The organism is Catenulispora acidiphila DSM 44928 (assembly GCF_000024025.1).
In the GTDB taxonomy this organism is placed as follows: domain Bacteria; phylum Actinomycetota; class Actinomycetes; order Streptomycetales; family Catenulisporaceae; genus Catenulispora; species Catenulispora acidiphila.
Window position 1 is genome coordinate 6,542,707 of sequence record NC_013131.1, and the last position, 19,983, is coordinate 6,562,689.

The 19,983-nt window shown below is 70.2% G+C and carries 15 protein-coding genes and 1 pseudogene; 7 read left to right on the top strand and 9 right to left on the bottom strand.

What is annotated here, in order from left to right; translation table 11 throughout:
- Positions 1 to 40: 40 nt before the first annotated feature.
- Complete coding sequence (gene rpsA, locus CACI_RS28085) at positions 41 to 1,522, bottom strand: 30S ribosomal protein S1 (RefSeq protein ID WP_015794260.1); 1,482 nt, start codon at positions 1,520 to 1,522, stop codon at positions 41 to 43.
- 370 nt (positions 1,523 to 1,892) lie between these two features.
- Here rpsA and CACI_RS28090 point away from each other — a divergent pair, with 370 nt between their 5' ends.
- Together CACI_RS28090 and CACI_RS54390 are read left to right on the top strand one after the other, a co-directional pair.
- Positions 1,893 to 2,759, top strand: a complete 867-nt coding sequence (locus CACI_RS28090; protein WP_395994346.1) for a class I SAM-dependent methyltransferase — start codon at positions 1,893 to 1,895, stop codon at positions 2,757 to 2,759.
- A gap of 268 nt (positions 2,760 to 3,027) precedes the next feature.
- Positions 3,028 to 3,216 (top strand): annotated as a pseudogene (locus CACI_RS54390) (methyltransferase domain-containing protein); the annotation flags it as partial.
- Between the two features lie 293 nt (positions 3,217 to 3,509).
- Here CACI_RS54390 and CACI_RS28095 read toward each other — a convergent pair.
- Positions 3,510 to 4,676, bottom strand: a complete 1,167-nt coding sequence (locus CACI_RS28095; protein WP_015794262.1) for a glycosyltransferase family 4 protein — start codon at positions 4,674 to 4,676, stop codon at positions 3,510 to 3,512.
- A gap of 199 nt (positions 4,677 to 4,875) precedes the next feature.
- On the opposite strand from CACI_RS28095, the gene CACI_RS28100 reads away from it, so the two are divergent.
- Positions 4,876 to 6,570 (top strand): polysaccharide biosynthesis protein, encoded by a 1,695-nt coding sequence (locus CACI_RS28100; RefSeq protein ID WP_015794263.1) that lies wholly within the window; start codon positions 4,876 to 4,878, stop codon positions 6,568 to 6,570.
- A gap of 163 nt (positions 6,571 to 6,733) precedes the next feature.
- Here the strand turns inward: CACI_RS28100 and polA are convergent, their stop codons facing one another.
- The gene (gene polA / locus CACI_RS28105) at positions 6,734 to 9,451 is read right to left on the bottom strand and encodes a DNA polymerase I (RefSeq protein WP_015794264.1); all 2,718 of its coding nucleotides are present in this window, start codon (positions 9,449 to 9,451) and stop codon (positions 6,734 to 6,736) included.
- 133 nt (positions 9,452 to 9,584) lie between these two features.
- Here polA and CACI_RS28110 point away from each other — a divergent pair, with 133 nt between their 5' ends.
- From CACI_RS28110 to CACI_RS28125, 4 genes are all read left to right on the top strand, one after another.
- Positions 9,585 to 10,016 carry a hotdog fold thioesterase gene (locus CACI_RS28110; protein ID WP_015794265.1) on the top strand — a complete coding sequence of 144 codons (432 nt, stop codon included), beginning with the start codon at positions 9,585 to 9,587 and terminating at the stop codon, positions 10,014 to 10,016.
- Between the two features lie 90 nt (positions 10,017 to 10,106).
- Positions 10,107 to 11,225 carry a hypothetical protein gene (locus CACI_RS28115; RefSeq protein WP_015794266.1) on the top strand — a complete coding sequence of 373 codons (1,119 nt, stop codon included), beginning with the start codon at positions 10,107 to 10,109 and terminating at the stop codon, positions 11,223 to 11,225.
- 112 nt (positions 11,226 to 11,337) lie between these two features.
- Positions 11,338 to 11,784 carry a hypothetical protein gene (locus CACI_RS28120; RefSeq protein WP_143765420.1) on the top strand — a complete coding sequence of 149 codons (447 nt, stop codon included), beginning with the start codon at positions 11,338 to 11,340 and terminating at the stop codon, positions 11,782 to 11,784.
- A 34-nt stretch (positions 11,785 to 11,818) separates the two neighbouring features.
- The gene (locus CACI_RS28125; RefSeq protein WP_015794268.1) at positions 11,819 to 12,739 is read left to right on the top strand and encodes a phosphotransferase family protein; all 921 of its coding nucleotides are present in this window, start codon (positions 11,819 to 11,821) and stop codon (positions 12,737 to 12,739) included.
- 142 nt (positions 12,740 to 12,881) lie between these two features.
- Here CACI_RS28125 and CACI_RS28130 read toward each other — a convergent pair whose 3' ends face one another.
- The 6 genes from CACI_RS28130 to CACI_RS28155 form a co-directional block, all read right to left on the bottom strand.
- On the bottom strand, positions 12,882 to 13,637 hold the full coding sequence (locus tag CACI_RS28130) for an ABC transporter ATP-binding protein (protein WP_190276829.1): 756 nt from the start codon (positions 13,635 to 13,637) through the stop codon (positions 12,882 to 12,884).
- 17 nt (positions 13,638 to 13,654) lie between these two features.
- Positions 13,655 to 15,082 (bottom strand): ABC transporter ATP-binding protein, encoded by a 1,428-nt coding sequence (locus tag CACI_RS52850; RefSeq protein ID WP_015794270.1) that lies wholly within the window; start codon positions 15,080 to 15,082, stop codon positions 13,655 to 13,657.
- A complete protein-coding gene (locus CACI_RS28140) occupies positions 15,079 to 16,512 on the bottom strand; it encodes a branched-chain amino acid ABC transporter permease (protein WP_015794271.1) in 1,434 nt (477 codons plus the stop codon). Before CACI_RS28140 ends, CACI_RS52850 begins: the two co-directional genes overlap by 4 nt.
- Positions 16,509 to 17,459 carry a branched-chain amino acid ABC transporter permease gene (locus tag CACI_RS28145; RefSeq protein WP_015794272.1) on the bottom strand — a complete coding sequence of 317 codons (951 nt, stop codon included), beginning with the start codon at positions 17,457 to 17,459 and terminating at the stop codon, positions 16,509 to 16,511. The genes CACI_RS28140 and CACI_RS28145 overlap by 4 nt, the downstream gene beginning before the upstream one ends.
- Before the next feature lie 218 nt (positions 17,460 to 17,677).
- Entirely contained in the window at positions 17,678 to 18,916 is a 1,239-nt protein-coding gene (locus CACI_RS28150; RefSeq protein ID WP_015794273.1) for a branched-chain amino acid ABC transporter substrate-binding protein, read from the bottom strand.
- Positions 18,917 to 19,350: 434 nt separating this feature from the next.
- Positions 19,351 to 19,983, bottom strand: coding sequence for an ANTAR domain-containing response regulator (locus CACI_RS28155; protein ID WP_015794274.1), 633 nt, complete (start codon positions 19,981 to 19,983; stop codon positions 19,351 to 19,353).

Sequence of the window (19,983 nt, forward strand, 5' to 3'; positions counted from 1 at the left end):
CGGGGCCTTTTGGCTAAGAGCTGTTACACGCGCCGGAGCCTCAGCTCTGGCCGCCCGACAGCTTCTCGCGCAGCGCGGCCAGGGCCTCGTCGGAGGCCAGGGCACCGCCGGTGGTCTCCTCGACGACACCCGAGGAGTAGGACGAGGGCGCACCCTCGGCGTTCTCCTGGACACCGGCTTCGGCGTCGGCCTTGCGGGCCTCGGCGATCTGCTTCTGGTGCGACTCGTAGCGGGTGTGGGCCTCGGCGTACTGCCCCTCCCACACCTCGCGCTGGGCGTCGTAGCCCTCGAGCCACTCGCCCGTCTCCGGGTCGAAGCCCTCGGGGTAGATGTAGTTGCCCTGGTCGTCGTAGGTGGCGGCCATGCCGTACAGCGCCGGGTCGAACTGGTCGGTCTCGATGTCGCCGGTGAGGCCCTCGTTGGCCTGCTTCAGCGACAGCGAGATGCGACGGCGGTCCAGGTCGATGTCGATGACCTTGACGAAGATCTCGTCGCCCACGTTGACGACCTGCTCCGGGACCTCCACGTGGCGCTCGGCCAGCTCGGAGATGTGGACCAGGCCCTCGATGCCCTCGTCCACCCGGACGAACGCGCCGAACGGCACCAGCTTGGTGACCTTACCCGGCACGACCTGCCCGATGGCGTGGGTGCGGGCGAAGGTCTGCCACGGGTCCTCCATGGTCGCCTTCAGGGACAGCGAGACGCGCTCGCGGTCCATGTCGACGTCCAGGACCTCGACCGTGACCTCCTGGCCGACCTCGACGACCTCGGAGGGGTGGTCGATGTGCTTCCAGGACAGCTCGCTGACGTGCACCAGACCGTCCACGCCGCCGAGGTCCACGAACGCGCCGAAGTTGACGATCGAGGACACGACGCCGGAGCGGACCTGACCCTTCTGCAGGGTCGTGAGGAAGTTCTGGCGGACCTCGGACTGGGTCTGCTCGAGCCAGGCGCGGCGGGACAGGACCACGTTGTTGCGGTTCTTGTCCAGCTCGATGATCTTGGCCTCGAGCTCCTTGCCGACGTACGGCTGCAGGTCGCGCACGCGGCGCATCTCGACCAGGGAGGCCGGCAGGAAGCCACGGAGACCGATGTCCAGGATGAGACCACCCTTGACGACCTCGATGACGGTACCGGTGACGATGCCGTCCTTCTCCTTGATCTCCTCGATCGTGCCCCAGGCGCGCTCGTACTGCGCGCGCTTCTTGGACAGGATCAGGCGGCCTTCCTTGTCCTCCTTCTGGAGGACGAGGGCCTCGATGTGGTCGCCCACGGCGACGACCTCGTTGGGGTCGACGTCGTGCTTGATCGAGAGCTCCCTGGACGGGATCACACCCTCGGTCTTGTAACCGATGTCGAGCAGGACTTCATCCCGGTCGACCTTGACGATGACACCTTCGACGATGTCGCCGTCGTTGAAGTACTTGATGGTCAGGTCGATCGCGGCGAGGAATTCCTCCGCCGAACCGATGTCGTTGATGGCGACCTGAGGCGTTCGGGCGGTCTCGGTGCTGCTCGTCATGGGGAAGGGGGCTCCGGATACGGACACATTGTGGGCGACGGCATCCGCCGGGCGGGGAGGCCGACGCTGGGAGAGGTCCGTCACCAGCACAAGAGCCGAACGGTCGACGAGGATCGGGTGTCCGACGAAGAAGATTCAGAACCTGCCCGCAGCGCATCGCCCAGAATACGGGTCGTACGCACGCGTGGTCAATCCGATACCCGTCCCCACCGGGGACGCCGACGCGTCCCACGGCGCGACCCGGCCCGGAGGGCGGCACCCCCGCTACAGTCTCAACCTGCGTGATCGACTGGCGACCCGCTGGTGAAAGGATGCCCACACCGTGACCGACGTGACGGAAGAGTCGCCGGAATTCCCCGGTGACCCCGGAATCGAAGATAACGATACGGTCCGCGTGGCCCGCCGTCACCTGTCAGATTCCGCCACGATCCGGGCGAACCGGGGCTGGTGGGACGCCAACGCGGACGATTACCAGGCCGAACACGGTGCGTTCCTGGGCGATGACCGCTTCATCTGGTGCCCGGAGGGCCTGGACGAGGCGCACGCGCACCTGCTCGGCACGGACTTGGCGGGCAAGCGGGTCCTGGAGGTCGGCGCCGGCGCGGCGCAGTGCTCGCGGTGGCTGGCGGCGCAGGGGGCGTACGCGGTGGCTTCCGATCTTTCGTTCGGGCAGCTGGCGCACGCGCTGCGGATCGACGCCGGGGCGAGCCAGGGGGCGGTCGTCAGTTCTGGTGAGCCGACCGGGTCGGCGGAGACGGTGGAGGTGGCGGGACTCCCGCTGATCCAGGCGGACGCGGCCCGGCTGCCGTTCGCCGACGAGGCGTTCGACATCGTGTGCTCGGCGTACGGCGCGGTCCCGTTCGTCGCGGACTCGCAGGCGGTGATGAGCGAGGCGGCGCGCGTGCTGAAGCCGGGCGGCCGATGGGTGTTCTCGGTGTCGCACCCGATCCGGTGGGCGTTCCCGGACGACCCGGGCGAGAACGGCCTCACCGCGCGGGACTCGTACTTCGACCGGCGGCCGTATGTGGAGTTCGACGAGCGCGGGCTGGCGACGTACGCGGAGCACCACCGGACGCTGGGCGACCGGGTGCGCGAGATCGCGGCGGCGGGACTGCGGCTGGTGGACGTGGTGGAGCCGGAGTGGCCGGCCGGGCTGACAGAGGTCTGGGGCGGGTGGTCGCCGCTGCGGGGGCGCATCATTCCCGGGACGGCGATCTTCGTGACGGTGAAGGAGTAGCGGATTCGGGTGGCCAGGGTCGCCAGGGTCGCCAGGGGTGGCGCAACCGCGCTGTGCGGCGTGGCGTCACCCTCGCGGGCGGCCCGGTGACGACAGTGCTGCCGTGGTCGGCGATTCAGCGGGACGGCGGTACTTCGGGGTGCGGCGCACCGTGGGCCTGGTGCGCGCCTGCCGGTGCGAGCAGGCGGACCCGGCTTCCTTCTACGAACCGCTGGCGGCCGACTCGGTGGCGCTCGTGGGGCGGTACGGAGCCGTCCGAGGCTTGCGGGTGCTGGACGTCGGAGGCGGGCCGGGGTTCTTCGCGGCGGCTTTCAGCGCTGCGGGCGCTCGGTATGTGTCTGTGGATCTGCGGCCGGTCGGCGACGTCTGCGGCGACGCTCGTGCGCTGCCGGTACGGGACGGCGCGGTAGACGTCTGCTTCTCCTCCAACGTGCTCGAACATGTGGCGGATCCGCGGCGCATACTGCGCGAGATGCTTCGCGTCACCCGGCCGGGTGGTCTTGTGTTCGTGTGCTTCACCAACTGGCTGGGCCCTCTCGGCGGCCACGAGACGTCGCCGTGGCACTACCTAGGCGGCGAGTGGGCAGCGCGCCGATACGAGCGATTACGCGGCGCTCCCCCGACCAATCGGTATGGCGCCACGCTCTTCCCGCTCTCCATCGGACGCGTCCTGCGTTGGGTACGCGAGGCCGAAGGGGACGGCGTCGCGGAGACGCTTGCCGTCTTCCCGCGCTACCACCCCGCGTGGGCTCACTCGATCGTGCGTGTGCCGGGGGCGCGGGAGTTCCTGACGGCCAACTGCGCCATCGCGTTGCGCGTGCGTTCCCAGTCGAATCGGGCCGCCCACGCCAGGCATGCCCCCTTCACCTCCGACGCCCTCTCCGGATCGCTGTCGAGCTCCTTCAGGACGCCGGAGACGGTGTCGGCGAGCGTGTCCCCCGGGGGGACGAGCCAGCCGGTGACGCCGTCGCGGATGGCGTCGCGCAGACCGTCGACGTCGTAGGCGACGGTCGGCACGCCGAGCGCCGCGGCCTCCAGTACCGACAGTCCCCAGCCTTCGCCTTGGGAGGCGGACAGGTGGAGCCAGGCCGATTGCAGGAGGTGGTTCTTGGCCTGGGTGGCGAGGTGGCCGTGGATGTGGACGCGATCGGCGTGGTGCAGGCGCGATGCGGCTTCCCGGATCCGGGACTCGTCGGGACCGCGGCCGATGATGTGGATCTCGATGCCGGGCCAGGTTTCCGCCAGGTCGTCGGCGAGGTGGAGGACGTGCTCCAGGCGCTTGTGCCGGACCAGGCGGCCGACGGCGACCAGTCGAGGAGCTGATGCCGAAGCCAGTGGCAAGGCTGGAGGTAGAGACAGGCGCTGAAAGCCTTCTGTGGCAACGCCGTTGTGAATGAGCTCGATCGCTCCGGTCCAGCGCAGGCGGGTCCGCATCGCCGTGATGGTGGACTCTGAGACCGCCACCGCTGTGTGGCGCCGGTAGACCTGGCGGGCCGCCGGTCCCTCCAGCCAGCGTCCGAGGGCGGCGAGCGGGCGGCTGAAGTGGGTGGCGAACTGCTCGTCGTGGACGTGGTGGACGACGATCGCCACGCCGGTGCGGCGTCGGGACACGGCCAGGGGCGAGAAGAACGGGATGCCGTTCTGGCAGTCGATCACGAAGTCGTAGGCGGGCCCGCGTAATCGAGCCCTGATCAGGCGGCCGAACACGCCCGCGTAGACCGTCCAGCGTCCGCCGCGTCGCAGCCATCGGATGCCCTCGTGCAGCTCGCTTCGCGGCTGGCCGGGTTCGCGGGAGGTGAGGAAGTCGACGGTGTCGCCGCGTGCGACGAATCCGCGGGCGACCTCGTGGGCGAAAGCCTCCGCTCCCCCGGCGCTCCGCTGCCACGGGTCACGCCAGTTCAGGATGGCTACGCGCACTGTGATCCAACGAGCGACCCGCCGGCGCGACACGCGCGACGACCCCGTTCGGGCGGATCTTCACTCGGACGGGCGCCGTGCGGCTGTCCTTCGGCCGCGGCGGCGTCTAGCGTGAGGCGCTCGACAGGCACGTCGGGCGGACACGACAGGTCACCCGTCACCCACCACACACGCGCGGCACAGCACCGGAGGAACCTCGATGCTCCGCAGGGCCAGGGCCACAGACGACGGGGGCGGGGACGGGGACGCGGGCGTGCCGCGCCGTGGCGGCGGACACACGGCGTCGGCCGGACTGCTGGTGGCGGTCGGGACCGGGCTCGGGAACGTGCTGGCGTACGGCTTCAACCTGGTGCTCTCGCGCGGGCTCGGGCCCGGCGGCTACGCGGAGCTGGGGACGCTGCTGTCGGTGTTCCTGATCGGGACGGTGCCGGGCCTGGCGGTGCAGGCGATCAACGCCCGGCGGCTGGCGGTGGCCGCGGACGCCTCGCCGGCGGCGCGCGCCGCTCTGGTGCGAGGGCTGCGGCGGCGGGGGCTGGCGGTCGGGATCGGGGTGGCCGCGCTGTTCGTGGCGCTGGCGCCGGCGATCGCGGCGCTGCTGCCGTCGGTGACGGTCGGGGGCGTGGCGTGGACGGGGGTGTCGCTCGCGGCGAACACGGTGTTCGCGTCCTACTTGGGGATCGCGCAGGGGACCTCGCGGTTCATGACGATGACGGTGCTGTACCTGGCAGCGCAGGGATCGCGGCTGGCGATCGGGGCGGTGGCGGCTTCGGCGCAGGTGTCGCCGACGGCGGTGATGGCGGCGCAGACGGCCGCTTGGGCGTTCGCGGCGGTGGCGGGGCGGTGGCTGCTGCGGGAGGGCGGGAACGGGGCGCCGGCGGGCGATGCGGCGCTAGTTGGCGATGTGACACCGGCTAGCAATGGGGCGCTGGCTGGCGACAGAGGGCTGGCAGGCAACGAGGCGCTGGGAGGCGATGGGGCGCTGGCAGGCAACGAGGCGCTGGCTGGCGAAGGAGCGCTGGCAGGTAATACGCCGTTGGCGCGCAATGCGGCGCTGGCTGGCGAAGGAGCGCTGGGAGGCAATGCGGCGCTGGCGGGCAATGCGGCGCTGGCGGGCGGTGCGGCGTTCGCGGGCAAAGGAGCGCTGGCGAGCGATGGAGCGCTGGCAGGCGATGCGGCGGGCGTCGGGGCGCGAGCGGCGGGTGGAGTGGGAGTGCCCGCGCACCACGGTTACCTGTCCGAAGTGCTCCGAGCGACCGGCGGGCTCGGCGGCATCCTGCTGCTGACGGTGCTCGACACGCTGTTGGCCAGCCGCTACCTGACCGGCGGGGACTTGGGGCGGTACAACACCGGGGCGTTGTTGGCGCGTGCGGCGTTCTTCGCGCCGAGTTTTGTGGCGATGCTGGCTTACCCGCGGTTGGCGCGGCCTGGGGAGCGGCGGCGTGCGCTGCTGACGTCGCTGGCGCTGACCGGGGGGATCGGCGTTCTCGGGGTGGCGATCGCGGGGGTGGGGGGCGATCCGCTGATCGGCGTGGCGTTCGGGGAGAAGTACGCGACGCCGGGCGGCTTCGATCTGGGCGCCGAGGGCTGGGTGTTCGCGAGCGTGGGAGCGCTGCTGGCGCTGGTGAACCTGGCGCTCCTCGACGGCGTCGCGCGCCGCTCCCACGCGGTCTCGGCGGTGGTGCTCGGCGGCATCGTGCTGGAGACGACGGTGATCGTGGGCTTCGCGCACAACTCGGCCGTGGCGATCGTGACGGCCGCGGCGGCGTGCTCACTGGCGACCGCGACCGCGTCGGTGACGGTGTGCCTCGCGGCGCGCACGGCACCGGAGTCGGTCGCAACGGCGTTAGAAGTCGAGGACGCACCGACGGTCGGAGCGGTGACTCAGAGCACGTAGGCGAGGCGATCTCCGGAGCTGGCAGCAGGCAAGGCAGGAGCGTGCCGCCGGGGAAACAGCATGCCGCTGTAGCTCTGACCACCTGAAATCGCCCGGGCAGCATGCCGTGTCGCACTGGCCACTGGAAACCACCCGGTCGCCGCCGACCACTTACCGCCGCGTCCTAGTGCGCGGCATCCGCCCAGTTCTCAGCCATCCCCACCGAAACGTCCAGCGGCACTCGCAGCTCGGCCGCGGACCCCATCTCGCGCCGCACCAGTTCCTCGACGCGGGGTGCTTCGCCGGGGGCGATCTCGAGGACGAGTTCGTCGTGGACCTGGAGGAGCATGCGGGACTTCAACTGCTGCTCGCGCAGGCCTTCGCGGACGCGGATCATCGCCACCTTGATGATGTCGGCGGCGGAGCCCTGGATCGGGGCGTTCAGGGCCATGCGTTCGGCCATTTCGCGGCGTTGGCGGTTGTCGCTGGCGAGGTCGGGGAGGTAGCGGCGGCGGCCGAACATGGTCTCGGTGTAGCCGGTGGCCCGGGCTTGGACGACGAGGTCGTGGAGGTAGTCGCGGACGCCGCCGAAGCGCTGGAAGTAGTCCTCCATCATCTTGGCCGCCTCGCCGGTCTCGATGCCGAGCTGCTGGGACAGGCCGAAGGCGGACAGGCCGTAGGCCAGGCCGTAGCTCATCGCCTTGATGCGGCGGCGGTGCTCGGGCTCGACGGCGGTGGCCTCGACGTCGAAGACCTTGGCCGCGACGGTGTTGTGCAGGTCCTCGCCGGAGGTGAAGGCCTCGATCAGGCCCGCGTCCTCGGAGAGGTGGGCCATGATGCGCATCTCGATCTGGCTGTAGTCCGCGGTCATCAGGGACTCATAGCCGGGACCGGCGATGAAGGCCTTGCGGATCTGCTGCCCCTCCAGGGTGCGGATGGGGATGTTCTGCAGGTTGGGGTCCACCGAGGACAGCCGGCCGGTCGCGGCGATCATCTGGTTGTAGGTGGTGTGGATGCGGGTGTCCGGCGAGACCGACTTGGACAGGCCCTCGACCACGGTCTTGAGCCGGTTCACCTCGCGCCAGCGGAGCAGGTGGTCCAGGAACGGGTGCTGGGTCTGGGCCTGGAGCCAGGCCAGGGAGTCGGCGTCGGTGGTGTAGCCGGTCTTGATCTTCTTGGTCTTGGGCATGCCCAGGTTCTCGAAGAGCACTTCCTGCAGCTGCTTGGGCGAGCCCAGGTTCAGGGTCTCCACGCCCGCCTCGGCGCGGGCGGCGTCGACCTCCTTGGCCGCCTCGCCGGAGAAGCCCTTCTCCAGGTCCTGGAACAGCCGCTCGTCGATGGCGATGCCGACCTGCTCCATCTCGGCCAGCACCCCGACCAGCGGCAGCTCGATGTCGGTGAGCAGCTGCTCGGCGCCGGTCTCGGCGAGCTTGCCGCGCAGCGCGTCGGCCAGGTCCAGCACGGCGTGCGCGGCGGCCATCTGGCGCTCGGCCTCGGCGTCCTCGTCGGCGAACAGCGTGCCCTGGTTCTCGTCCGCGCCGGCCGGCGACAGGCGGCGGCCCAGCACCTCCTCGGCGAGCGGCTCCAGGTCGAAGGAGCGGCGGCCGGACTGCGCGAGGTAGGCCTCCAGCGCGGTGTCGGCGGCCACGCCGGCCAGGGTGAAGCCGCGGGCGGCCAGCGCCAGGGACGGGCCCTTGGCGTCGTGCAGGATCTTCTGGCGCGCCGGGTCGGCCAGCCACGCCGCCAGCGCGGTCTCGTCCGCCGGGTCGAGCTGCGTGGCGTCGACGTACGCCGCGGTGCCGTCGGCGGTGGCGAAAGCCAGGCCGCTGACGTCCCCGGTCCCGCGCCCCCAGCTTCCGTGCACCGAGACGCCGGTCGCGCCCTCACCGGTGGCGTTCGCGGCCAGCCAGTCGGCCAGCTGCCCGACCTCCAGCACCTGCCCCTGCAGCGCCACCGCCTCGCCCACCGGGCTGTCGTCGGCGTCGGAGGCCAGCAGCGGCGCCACGCGGTCGCGCATGGAGCGGGAGAACTCCAGGGTGTCGAAGAGCTGATACACCGCCTCCGGATTGCCCTCGGAGGCCCACGCCAGGTCCGGCGGACCGGCCGGCAGCGGCACGTCCTTGATCAGCTCGGTCAGCTCGCGGTTGAGCCGCACCTGCTCCAGATGCGCCCGCAGGGTCTCCCCGGCCTTGCCCTTCACCTCGTCGGCGCGCTCGATCAGCTCGGTCAGCGAACCGAACTCGCGGATCCACTTCGCGGCGGTCTTCTCCCCCACGCCGGGGATGTTCGGCAGGTTGTCCGAGGGGTCGCCGCGCAGGGCGGCGAAGTCGGGGTACTGCTGCGGGGTCAGCTCGTACTTCTCCTCGACCGCGGCCGGGGTGAAGCGCGACAGGTCGGACACGCCGCGCTTGGGATAGAGCACGGTCACGTTCTCGGTGACCAGCTGGAGCGAGTCGCGGTCGCCGGTGAGGATGCGGACCTCGTAGCCGTCGGCGGCGGCCTGCGTGGTCAGGGTCGCGATGACGTCGTCGGCCTCGAAGCCCTCCTTGCGGATGACCGTGATGCCCAGGCCCGCCAGCAGCTCGTCGATCAGCCCGACCTGGCTCTTGAAGTCGTCCGGCGAGGCCGAGCGGTTGGCCTTGTACTCCGGGAACTTCTCGGTCCGGAAGGTCTGCCGCGACACGTCGAAGGCGACGGCGACGTGCGTCGGCCGCTCGTCGCGCAGCGTGTTGATCAGCATGGACGTGAACCCCTGCACCGCGCCGGTGGGCTGACCGGTCGTGGTGCGCAGGTCCGCCTCCTTCAGCGCGTAGTACGCCCGGTACGCCAGGGAGTGGCCGTCCAGCAGGAGCAGGACGGGGCGGCTTGCGGTGGACTCGGAGGTCTTCTTGGCGGGGCTCACGGGATGAATCCTAGGACGAGGGACCGACAGGCCGGGGCAACTCGGCGGTGGTTAGGCTGCCTGTAACACGTTGCAGTTAATGTGGTGTAGTTTTCCGCAGCACTGCGCACTCCCGCCCCGAGGAAGGCCCGCGATGTCGATAGACCAGAACAACCAGGTGTCCGAGGCCGACCAGCTCGCCGCGATGTTCAACGAGATCGGCGCCGGCCACCTGACCGAGCGGATGGACATCGTCATCACCTCCGCGACCAAGGAGGAGATCGTCGCCACCATGCCGGTCGCCGGCAACACCCAGGTCTACGGCCTGCTGCACGGCGGCGCCTCGGTGGTGCTGGCCGAGACCCTGGGCTCGCTGATGGCCGCGCTGCACGCCGGCTCGGACAAGCAGGTGGTCGGGGTGGACATCAACGCCACCCACCACCGCGCGGCCAAGGAGGGTCTGGTCACCGGGACCTGCCGGACGCTGCACGTCGGACGCACGCTGGTGGTCAGCGAGATCGTGGTCGCCGACGAGGCCGGGCGGCGGGTCTGCACCAGCCGCATCACCTGTCTGGTGAAGGAATAGGACTCCGAGTTCCGAGCGGCGCGGGCGGTGCGCGCATAACGGACCGCTGATCCTCTAGCGCAGGGTCCACCCCGGACGGACAATGCGGCCATGGGATCCGTCTGGGGCGACTCCGGAGGTGACGGCGCCTCCGACGCGGACTCGCCCGGGGAGCCGGACCCCGACGAGCTCGACCTCGTCGTCGAACTCGTCGACGACGAGCCCCTGCCCGGCGAGGGACCGAACGCGGCCACCAGCGACCGGGAGACGATCCGCAGCGGCGAGGACTGGCGCGGCAGCGTCATGGCCCGCCTCAGGCGGCTCCCCCGCGCCATCCGCCTCGCCGGGGTGTGCGCTGTGGCGGCCGTCTTCGCGCTGGCCGTCTGGCCGACGTCCGGGCGGCGGGAAGCCTCCCCGCGGCCGATCCCCGCGCCCTCACAGGTGAACATCGACCTCTACAAGGTCCGACTCCGCACCACCACCCTGGAGACCGAGTACGGCGCCGACCACGCGGTGCTGGCCCTGTCGCTGACCAACAGCGCCGCGACGCGGCTGGAGGTGGTCAGCGCTGAGCTGTGGGATGCGGTGGGGACACGCCTGGGGTCGGCCTCTATGTGGCCGGCGGAGGACCTCGGCGCGGGGACCACAGTGTCGGTACCGGTGACGCTTCCCTATGCGTGCGACACATATGGGTTTCTGCCTGTACTGCCGATCACGGTTCGCTACAACATCAGCACTCCGCAGAATCCCGATACCGGGCACGACTACGCCTATCCCCTCACCTCCTCGATCTGGGACAACTACATGCGTCAGCGGGCCGCGCAGTGCACCAGCCCCGATGCCCAGATCTCCGCCTCCGCGATCGACACGACACAGCCGATCGGCGCGCCCAGCGATCCGGAAGGATTCGATCTGACCTTCACCCTGGAGTCGGCCGGGACGACGGCGTGGAGTGTGGACAAGGCGACCGTCTCCAGCTCGGGGGTCACTGTCACCGGCGAGGCGCTTCCGGTGGCGGTGAATCCCGGACTGACGGCGCGCATCGCCACGCACTGGCACGTCGAGAACTGCGACAACCCGCCGAGGTGGAGCACGCAGATGGAGGTCGAGTTCACCGCGCACGCGACCGGGCTGCCGAGCGGCGGCAGCGCGGCCGCGGCGCAGACGTTCATCGCCGAACTGCGGCCGGGTCTGGTGACGGCGATGCTCTACCAGGCTTGCGGCATCTGATGTTCGCAGTGCCCAGGGTTCGCAGCGCCTAGGGTTCGCAGCGCCTAGGGTTCGCAGCGCCTAAGGTTCTCAGGGCTGTACAAAGGCTCGCAGCGCGGCGTATCCAGGTAGCGTGACGTTTCGACCCGCACGCCGCGACACCGTGGTCGCGCTCGGCGGATTGCTGGCAGGCGCCCTGCTGGCCGCCGCTGTCGCCGCCGCGGCCTGGCCCGCCTCGGCCGACGCCGCCTCATCCAAGACCGCCTCGGGATCCGCGAAGACCGCGCCCCCTTCCGCGTCCGGGCCCACGCTGGCGCCGGACCCGGTGAACGAGACGCTGCGGCCGAAGGAGATCGTGCTGCCGTCGCAGAGCCCGTACACCAGCGGCAAGATCATCGTGCAGCCGCTGCGCCTGACGTGCGGGCTGTCGGAGATCGTCGGCACGCACGACCGCTACGAGTTCGACATCTACTACGACGTGCCGCGCGAGGCGACGGTGAACGGGTTCACGTTCGCCGACGGCGAGGGCGGACCGACGGTGCGGGCGCCTTTGCCGGTGCGGGTGTGGCCGTTCTTGTAGGGCTTCGGGTGCGCCGGTGCGTAAGGTCACCACCATGACTGACATCGTCGAGCCGGTAATCACCTGGGTCCTGGGGCGGCTGACGCTACCGGGCCACTCGCGGGCGACCTTGGCCGGCGCCGCCGGGCTGCGGGAGGGCTCGAACCCGTGGATGCTGCGGCTGGACGACGGGCGCTCGGTCGTGCTGCGGGTCGGCGACCCGGACGACGAGGAGCAGCGGACCGGGTTCGGGGTCGAGGCGCGGCTGCTGGAGATCGCCGAACAGCACGGCGTGCCGACCTCGCGGCTGATCGCGTACGACCCGAGCGGTGCCGACGCCGGGGCGCTGGCGCTGTTGAGCACCGTGGTCGAGGGCAGCAGCCGGATTCCCGAGGAGCCGACGCCGGAACTGCTCATCGAGTACGGCCGGGCCGCGGTCACGCTGCGCGGCGTGCCGCTCGGCGCGCTCGACGGGATGCCGCGCCGGGTCCGGCCGATCGAGGGGGTGGACTTCGAGGGCGCGCGGCGGCGGCAGGGGGCGAGCAGCCTGCTGCTGGCGGCGGAGGCGGCGATCGCGGAGCGTCCGGTTCCCGAGCGCGAGCCCGGCCTGGTCCACGGCGATCTCTGGCTCGGCAACACCATGTGGGTGGGCCCGCGGCTGAGCGGGTTCGTGGACTGGGACTGCGCCGGCATCGGGGACCCGGGACTGGACGTCGCCTCGATCCGGATGGACGCGGCGCTGCTGTTCGGCGCGGAGTACGCCGAGGCGGTGCTGTCCGGCTATCTGGCGGCCAGCGGACGGGAGCGGGTCGAGGACCTGGCGTACTGGGACGTCGTCGCCGCGTTGAGCACGCCGCCGACGATGGCCGAGTTCGAGCCGGCCATCCAGGACCAGGGACGGCCGGACCTCGATCGGGCGACGCTCGAGGAACGGCGCGACGCGTTCCTGCGGGCGGCGCTGGATCGCTTGGGCTAGCCGGGCAGACGAACAGAAACAGACCAACGGATATAGATACACAGAAACACGTCGGCGGCCGTAGCCCTCACGCCTCGAAAGGCGCGAGCACCACGGCCGCCGACCGCTATCGCGGGTCCTACAGGTCCTACAGGTCCTTCACCTACGACTCCGCGACCTCGCCGAGGTAGGCCTCGCGCACGCGCGGGTCGTTCAGCAGCTCCGAGGCCGGGGCGCTCATCCTGACCTCGCCGGTCTCCAGGACGTAGCCCCGGTCCGCCAGCTTCAGCGCCTGGGCCGCGTTCTGCTCGACCAGCAGGATGGTGGTGCCCAGGCCGTTGATGCGCTCGATGATCTCGAAGATCTGGGCCACGATCAGCGGCGCCAGACCCATCGAGGGCTCGTCGAGCAGCAGCAGCGAGGGCTTGCCCATCATGGCCCGGCCGATGGCGAGCATCTGCTGCTCGCCGCCGGAGAGGTTGCCGCCGAGCTGCGTGCGGCGCTCGTGCAGCCGCGGGAAGAGCTCGAAGACCTGGTCCAGGTCCGCCTGCGCCACCGACTTGAAGCGGTAGGCGCCCATCTGCAGGTTCTCCAGGACGGTCATCCGGGAGAAGATGCGGCGGCCTTCCGGGGAGTGCCCGATGCCCAGCTGGACGATCTTGTGCGCGGGGATGCCCGTCAGGGCCTCCCCGGCGTACAGGACCTCGCCGGAGCGCGGCTTGAGCAGCCCGGAGATGGTGCGCAGGGTCGTGGTCTTGCCGGCGCCGTTGGCGCCGAGCAGGGCCACGATCTCTCCCTGGCGGACCTCCAGGTCGATGCCCTTCAGGGCCACGATGCCGCCGTAGGCGACCTCGACCGAACGCAGCTCCAACAGCGGCGCGCCTTCGGCGGAGGACGGCTCGGTGCGCGGACCGGGGATGGTGGTCGCCTGGTCGCTCACGCGGACCCCTCCTCGTTGGTGTCGCGGGCCGGGGATGCCTGGGATCCGGACCCTGGTTCGGACCCGGCTCCGGGGTCGGTGCCGGCGGCCTCCGCCTCCGCGGTCTCCGTGGCCGAGGAAGCCTGCTCCTCGGCCTCGGACGCGGCGGCCGAGGACTCCTCGGTACCGGACTCGGCAGCCTGCTCCTCGGCGGCCTGGCCCTCCGACGAAGCCTCCGAGGATTCCTCCGAGGACTCCTCCTCCGCAGGCCCTTCCTCGTCGGCGTCGGTCATCGGCTCGACGGCGTCGGCCTCGATGACCTGACCGCCGGTCGCGGCCGCCGGCTCGGCGTCTGGCTCGGCATCGGGCTCGGTACCGGTCGCGGGCTCGGTACCAGTCGCGGCCGCCGGCTCGGCGTCGGGCTGGACATCGGGCACGGCGTCGGGCACGGCATCGGGCTCGACCGCCGGCTTGACGTCGGCCTCGGCCGCCGGCTCGGTACCGGTCGCTGCCGCCAGCTCGGCGTCAGGCTGGACATCGGGCGCGGCCTCAGTGTCGGCCTCAGCCGCCGCCGCCGCCTCCTCCGCCGCCTCGCTGCCGAGGTAGGCCTCGATGACCGCCGGGTTCTGCTGCACCTGCGACGGCGAGCCGGAAGCGATCACCTTCCCGAAGTTCAGGACCGTGATCCGGTGCGCGACCGACATCACCAGGCGCATGTCGTGCTCGATCAGCAGGATGCTGATGCCGAGCTCGGTGTTGATGCGGGTGATCAGCTGCGCCAGCCCCAGCTTCTCCGAGGGGTTGGTGCCGGCCGCCGGCTCGTCCAGCAGGAGCACCTGCGGGTCGCTGGCCAGCGCCCGGGCGATCTCCAGCCGCCGCTGGTCGCCGTAGGACAGCGAGCCGGCGATGTCGCTCTCCTTGCCGTGCAGCTCCACGAACTCCAGCATCTCGCGGGAGTGCTGGCGCGCCGCGCGCTCGTTGCGGCGGTTGCGCGGCAGGCCCAGCATGACGCCGATCGGGCCCGAGGAGCTGCGCGTCTCGGCGGCGATCTGGACGTTCTCCAGGACCGTCAGGGCGTTGAACAGCCGGATGTTCTGGAACGTGCGCGAGATGCCCACGCGGTTCACCAGGTGCGGCTTGCGGCTGGCGCGCCGGTTCAACAGCCCGGAGTTGTGCACCAGCGGGACCGGTGCGCCGCCCTCGGGCAGGAACTCGATCGCGCCCTCCTGCGGCAGGTAGACCCCGGTCAGGCTGTTGAACAGCGAGGTCTTGCCCGCGCCGTTGGGCCCGATGACCGCCAGGATCTCGCGCTGGTGCAGGGTCAGGCCCACATGGTCCAGGCTGGTCAGCCCGCCGAACCGGAGCGTGACGCCCTCGGCCCGCAGGATCGGGCGCGCCTGGTCGCCGGTGCGCGCCTCGGGCACCGTCGCAGTGCTCGTACTCACGGCGCCACTCCTTCCGCCGTCTCGGTCATCGCGTCGGCGTCGCCGACGCCGTGCTCGGCCTGCGCCAGCTCCTGGGCCCGCCGTTTGGACGGGATCAGACCCTGCGGCCGGAAGATCATCATGACCAGCAGCACCGCGCCGACCCACATCGGGATGTCCTTGGGGTCCACCACCGGGTGCCCGCCGTTGAACCACGAGGGCGGGCCCTGCAGGAAGTACGGCAGGAAGGTCATCAGCGAGGCGCCGACGATCACGCCGGTCAGCGAGCCCATGCCGCCGAAGATGACGTAGGCCAGGATGTAGATGGACAACGGCAGCGGGAAGTTGTCCGGGGTGATCGCGGTGATCTTCGCGGTCGCCAGCACGCCGGCGAAGCCGGAGGTGGAGGCGCCGATCGCGAAGGCCATCAGCTTGTACTTCACCGTCGGCACGCCCGAGGCGGCCGCGGCCACCTCGTCCTCGCGGATCGCGGTCCAGGTCCGGCCGACCTTGGAGTGTTCCAGCCGCCGGAAGGCGAAGACCACGACGATGATCAGCCCGATCGCCAGATACCAGTACGGTTTGGAATCGCTGGTGTTCCAGTCGTAGTGGATGCCGAACAGGTTGAACCGGAACGTCGGGATGCTGGTCGCGCCGAGGGCGCCGCCGGTGATGTTCTTCGGGTTGTTCCGGGCGATGTTCAGCACGATCTCGTGGAAGCCGAGCGTGACGATCGCCAGGTAGTCCCCGCGCAGCCGGAGCGTCGGGGCGCCCAGGATGAGCCCGGCGGCCATGGTCAGCAGGACCGCGATCGGGAAGGCGAAGAACAGGTTCAGGTGGATCGGCGGGTGTGCCTCGGGGTTGCCGTCGGCGCCGATCGGCAGCCGGCCGGACAAGATGGCGGTGGTGTACGCGCCGATCGCGAAGAACGCGATGTACCCCAGGTCCAGCAGGCCGGCCCAGCCGACCACCACGTTCAGCCCGACCGCGGCCAGCACGTACACGCCGACCTGGTCGGAGAGCACGGACTGGAAGTACGGCAGGGTGAACAGGCCCATCGTCGGCAGCATGATCGCGATGACCACCACGGCCAGCAGCGTGCCGCGCTTGACCCAGATGTTCTTCAGCGCGGCGATGTTCCTGACCCGCCGGACCGGAGCGGTCGCCTGGGAGGCGATCTGCGTCAGTCCCCGGGCGCGCCAGGCCTCGGCGATCACCCAGACCACCACGGAGCCGACCAGGAACTGGGCGCCGCGCGCGGAGAACCAGCTGTTCCTGAAGACCAGCGTGTAGTTGCTGGAGGAGCCCTGGACCTGGTTCGTCAGCAGACTGAGCACCATGAACAGGGCGAAGATGATGAGCAGCCGGCCCCAGCGCGGGTTCTTCCACCACGCGTCGTTCCGGCGCAGCTGCCGGACCTGCGCCGACAGCTCGGCGATCGAGGTCGTCACGCCGCCCTCCCCGTCCGCTCGCCCAGGATGCCGGTCGGCCGGATCAGCAGGACCGCGACCAGCACCACGAAGGAGACCACGTCGACCCACTCCAGGGAGAAGATGCCCTGGCTGAAGGTTTCCACGATGCCCAGCAGCAGACCGCCGAGCATGGCTCCGCGCACGTTGCCGATGCCGCCGAGCACGGCGGCGGTGAACGCCTTGATGCCCGGGACGAAGCCCATCGTGTAGTTGACCGCGTGGAACATGGCGTACAGCACGCCGCCGACGCCGGCCAGCAGGCCGCCGATGATGAACGTCCGCGAGATCACCTTGCTGACGTCCACCCCCATCAGCTGCGCGGTCTCGGAGTCCTGCGCCACGGACCGGATGCCGGCACCGAGCTTGGTGCGGTTGATCAGCAGGTCCAGCAGGACCATCATGATCACCGCGATGGCGATGATCATCACGTCGAGGGTCTTCACGGTGCGCGGGCCGGCCGGGCCGGTGCCCGGCAGGACGAACACCTTGCCGGAGTGGAAGGACTCCGGGACCTGCAGGTTGTTCCGGCCGAACAGCTTGCCGGCCAGGTTGTACAGGAAGATCGAGGCGCCGATCGCGGTGATCAGGTACACCAGTTTGGGCGCGTGGCGTTTGCGCAGCGGCCGGTAGGCGACCTGTTCCAGGGAGAAGGCGATCGCCGCGCCCACCGCGGCGCCGGCGATCAGGGCCAGGGCGGTGTACTCGAAGGCGGAGAAGCCGCTGGGGACGTCGCCGTTGGTGCCGACCAGGGCGGTGAGCATGAACACGCCGCCCAGGGCACCGGACATGAACACCTCGCTGTGGGCGAAGTTGATCAGCTGGAGCACGCCGTAGACCATGGTGTAGCCGATGGCGATCAGGGCGTACAGGGAGCCGAGTCTGATCCCTTGGAACAGCAGCTCCCAGAAGTGCTGGGTGATGTACATAAAGGGCTTCCTGTGCAGGAGGCGTCAGGGTTTGCGGGGGTGGCCCGAAGTAGCGCGAAAGCCGTGGCCCGCTGTGGAACATCAAGCGGGCCACGGCTCGCGGGAGGGTCGTCTTCGATCCGACGCGATCGGGCCTGGTCTGTCCGACCCGGGCGCCTTGAGGCGGGTACGGGGCCCGGTGCCCGCGCCGGAGGGTGCGGGTACCGGTCAGCCCCGAGTCAGCTGCCGATACCCGGCATCTTCGAGATGTCGCCGATCAGCGTGATCACGCCTCCGGTGATCTTGTAGGCGTAGACCGACGTACCCGAGATGTCACCGCTGGGGGTGAACTTGACCTCCTTGGACAGGCCTTGGTAGTCCACCTTGCCCACCGCGTCGGCCACCTGCTGGCGGGTCGGGCTCGCGGTGTTCAGGCTCTTCAGCACACTGATGATGGTGTTGGCCGCGTCGTAGCCCTCGATGGAGTAGGTGCCCGGGGCGGCGTTGGCCAGCTTCTTGTAGTCCGTGACGAACTGCGCGTACTTGGCGTCGGTGCCGGTGTCCAGACAGGCACAGGTGAACTGCCAGCCCTCCGCGGCATCCTTACCCGCGGTGGTGACGAAGTTCGGGTCCTTCGACCCGTCACCGGACACCATCGTGCCGCCGAACCCGGCGGCCTTCAGCGCCTTGGCGAACACGCCGCCGTCGGCGTAGTAGCCCGCGTAGTACATGGCCTTGGCACCCGAGCCGGCGACCTTGGAAGCCAGCTGCGAATAGTCCTGTGTGCCCTGCGGCGCGCTGTCGGTCTCGACGGTGGCGCCGTCCTGCTTCAGCTCGGCGACGATCGCGGTGGACAGACCCTGGCCGTACTGCGTCTTGTCGTCGACCACGTAGACGTTGGTGGCCTTGAGCCCCTTGACCATGTAATCGGCGGCGGCTTTACCCTGGATGTTGTCGTTGGCCACGACGCGATAGAACGTCTTGAAGCCGGAGGCGGTCAGCTTGGGGTTGGTCGCCGACGGGCTGATCGCCACGAGGTTGGCCGAGGAGTACAGCGAACCGGCCGCGGCCGAGGGACCGGAGAAGGCCGGCCCGACGACACCCAGCACCTTCGAGTCCTGGATCAGCAGCTGCGCGGCGGTCGCGCCGTGCGACTGGTCGCCCTGGTCGTCGGACTCCTTGATCGACAGGTTGAACGGCAGGTCGCCCTTGGCGTTCGCCTCCTGGATGGCGAGCTTGACGCCCCAGTCGATGTTCAGGCCCAGAGCCTGGTTGGAGCCCGAGAGCGGGCCCTGCACGCCGATCTCCAGCGTGGGCTTGCTGTTATTGGCCGCTGACGTGGAGCTGCTGCTGCCGGCGCCGGTCGAGCTCGACGAGGAGCCCCCTCCGGACTTCGACGAGCTCCCCGCACAAGCCGAAAGCGCGAGCACGCCGGCGACGATGACAGCGCCAGCCCGCACTCGGTTGATGGTCCGCACTTTGAAGATCCTCCCTGATCGTCGGACGGGCATCGGTGCCGATAGGCAGTGGTACTCGTCCGAATTCACGCGGTCACCACATGGGTGATGGGAAGGCTAGTGCCGAACGTCACGCGTGGGGAGGGGGTCGGAGATCGCGTGATGCTCTCGTTACCAACCGGTCCCGGGCCATTACCAGAGCCAAATGCCCGTAAGTGGCATGCCTCTCGGCAGGGCCCGGATTTGAGGGTCGTTGATCTTCGCGGACGTCACACGGCGGGGTCACCCGGACTCTGGTAATACGCGCTCGGCACCCCGGCAGGTTACGGATCCCGGCGCGGCGAACAATGAACGGAAGGCGTCCGGCGCCCGGAAAATCGATGACCGGCGCTGTGACGCCCGTCACTGGCACCGGTCAGATCACAAGATCGTTATCTCCCCCCCCCGCGAGCGGCTCACTCCGCCTTGGCCGGGCTCGCCCCGGCAGCCGGCGAGCCGACGGCGGTGGAGCCGGAGATGACCACCTCGGCCACTTCCTTCATCGTCATCCGGCGGTCCATCGAGGTCTTCTGGATCCAGCGGAAGGCCTCGGGCTCGGTCATGCCGTGCGCGGTCTGCAGGATGCCCTTGGCCCGGTCCACCAGCTTGCGCGTCTCCAGCCGCGAGCCGAGGTCGGCGACCTCGCCCTCCAGCGCGGTCAGCTGGGTGTGCCGGGACACCGCGATCTCGATCGCGGGCACCAGCTTGTCCTTGGTGAACGGCTTGACCAGGTAGTTCATCACGCCGGCCTCGGCCGCCCGCTCGACCAGCTCGCGCTGGGAGAAGGCGGTGAGGATCAGCACCGGCGCGATCCGCGCCTCGATCACCTGCTCGGCGGCGGTGATCCCGTCCAGCACCGGCATCTTCACATCGAAGATGCACAGGTCCGGCCGGTACTCCTCGGCCAGGCGCACGGCGGCCGCCCCGTCGGAGGCCTCGGCGACGACCTCGTACCCCTCTTCCTGGAGCATCTCCTTCAGGTCCAGGCGGATCAGCGCCTCGTCCTCGGCGATGATCACTCGGCGGGCGGGGGTGGACTCGGTGGTCAT

Bases quoted from the DNA above. Each gene is read 5' to 3' on its own strand.
- rpsA (WP_015794260.1), bottom strand. From the start codon at position 1,522: ATGACGAGCAGCACCGAGACCGCCCGAACGCCTCAGGTCGCCATCAAC.
- CACI_RS28100 (WP_015794263.1), top strand. From the start codon at position 4,876: ATGCTCCGCAGGGCCAGGGCCACAGACGACGGGGGCGGGGACGGGGAC.
- CACI_RS28110 (WP_015794265.1), top strand. From the start codon at position 9,585: ATGTCGATAGACCAGAACAACCAGGTGTCCGAGGCCGACCAGCTCGCC.
- CACI_RS28115 (WP_015794266.1), top strand. From the start codon at position 10,107: ATGGGATCCGTCTGGGGCGACTCCGGAGGTGACGGCGCCTCCGACGCG.
- CACI_RS28125 (WP_015794268.1), top strand. From the start codon at position 11,819: ATGACTGACATCGTCGAGCCGGTAATCACCTGGGTCCTGGGGCGGCTG.
- CACI_RS28145 (WP_015794272.1), bottom strand. From the start codon at position 17,459: ATGTACATCACCCAGCACTTCTGGGAGCTGCTGTTCCAAGGGATCAGA.
- CACI_RS28155 (WP_015794274.1), bottom strand. From the start codon at position 19,983: ATGACCACCGAGTCCACCCCCGCCCGCCGAGTGATCATCGCCGAGGAC.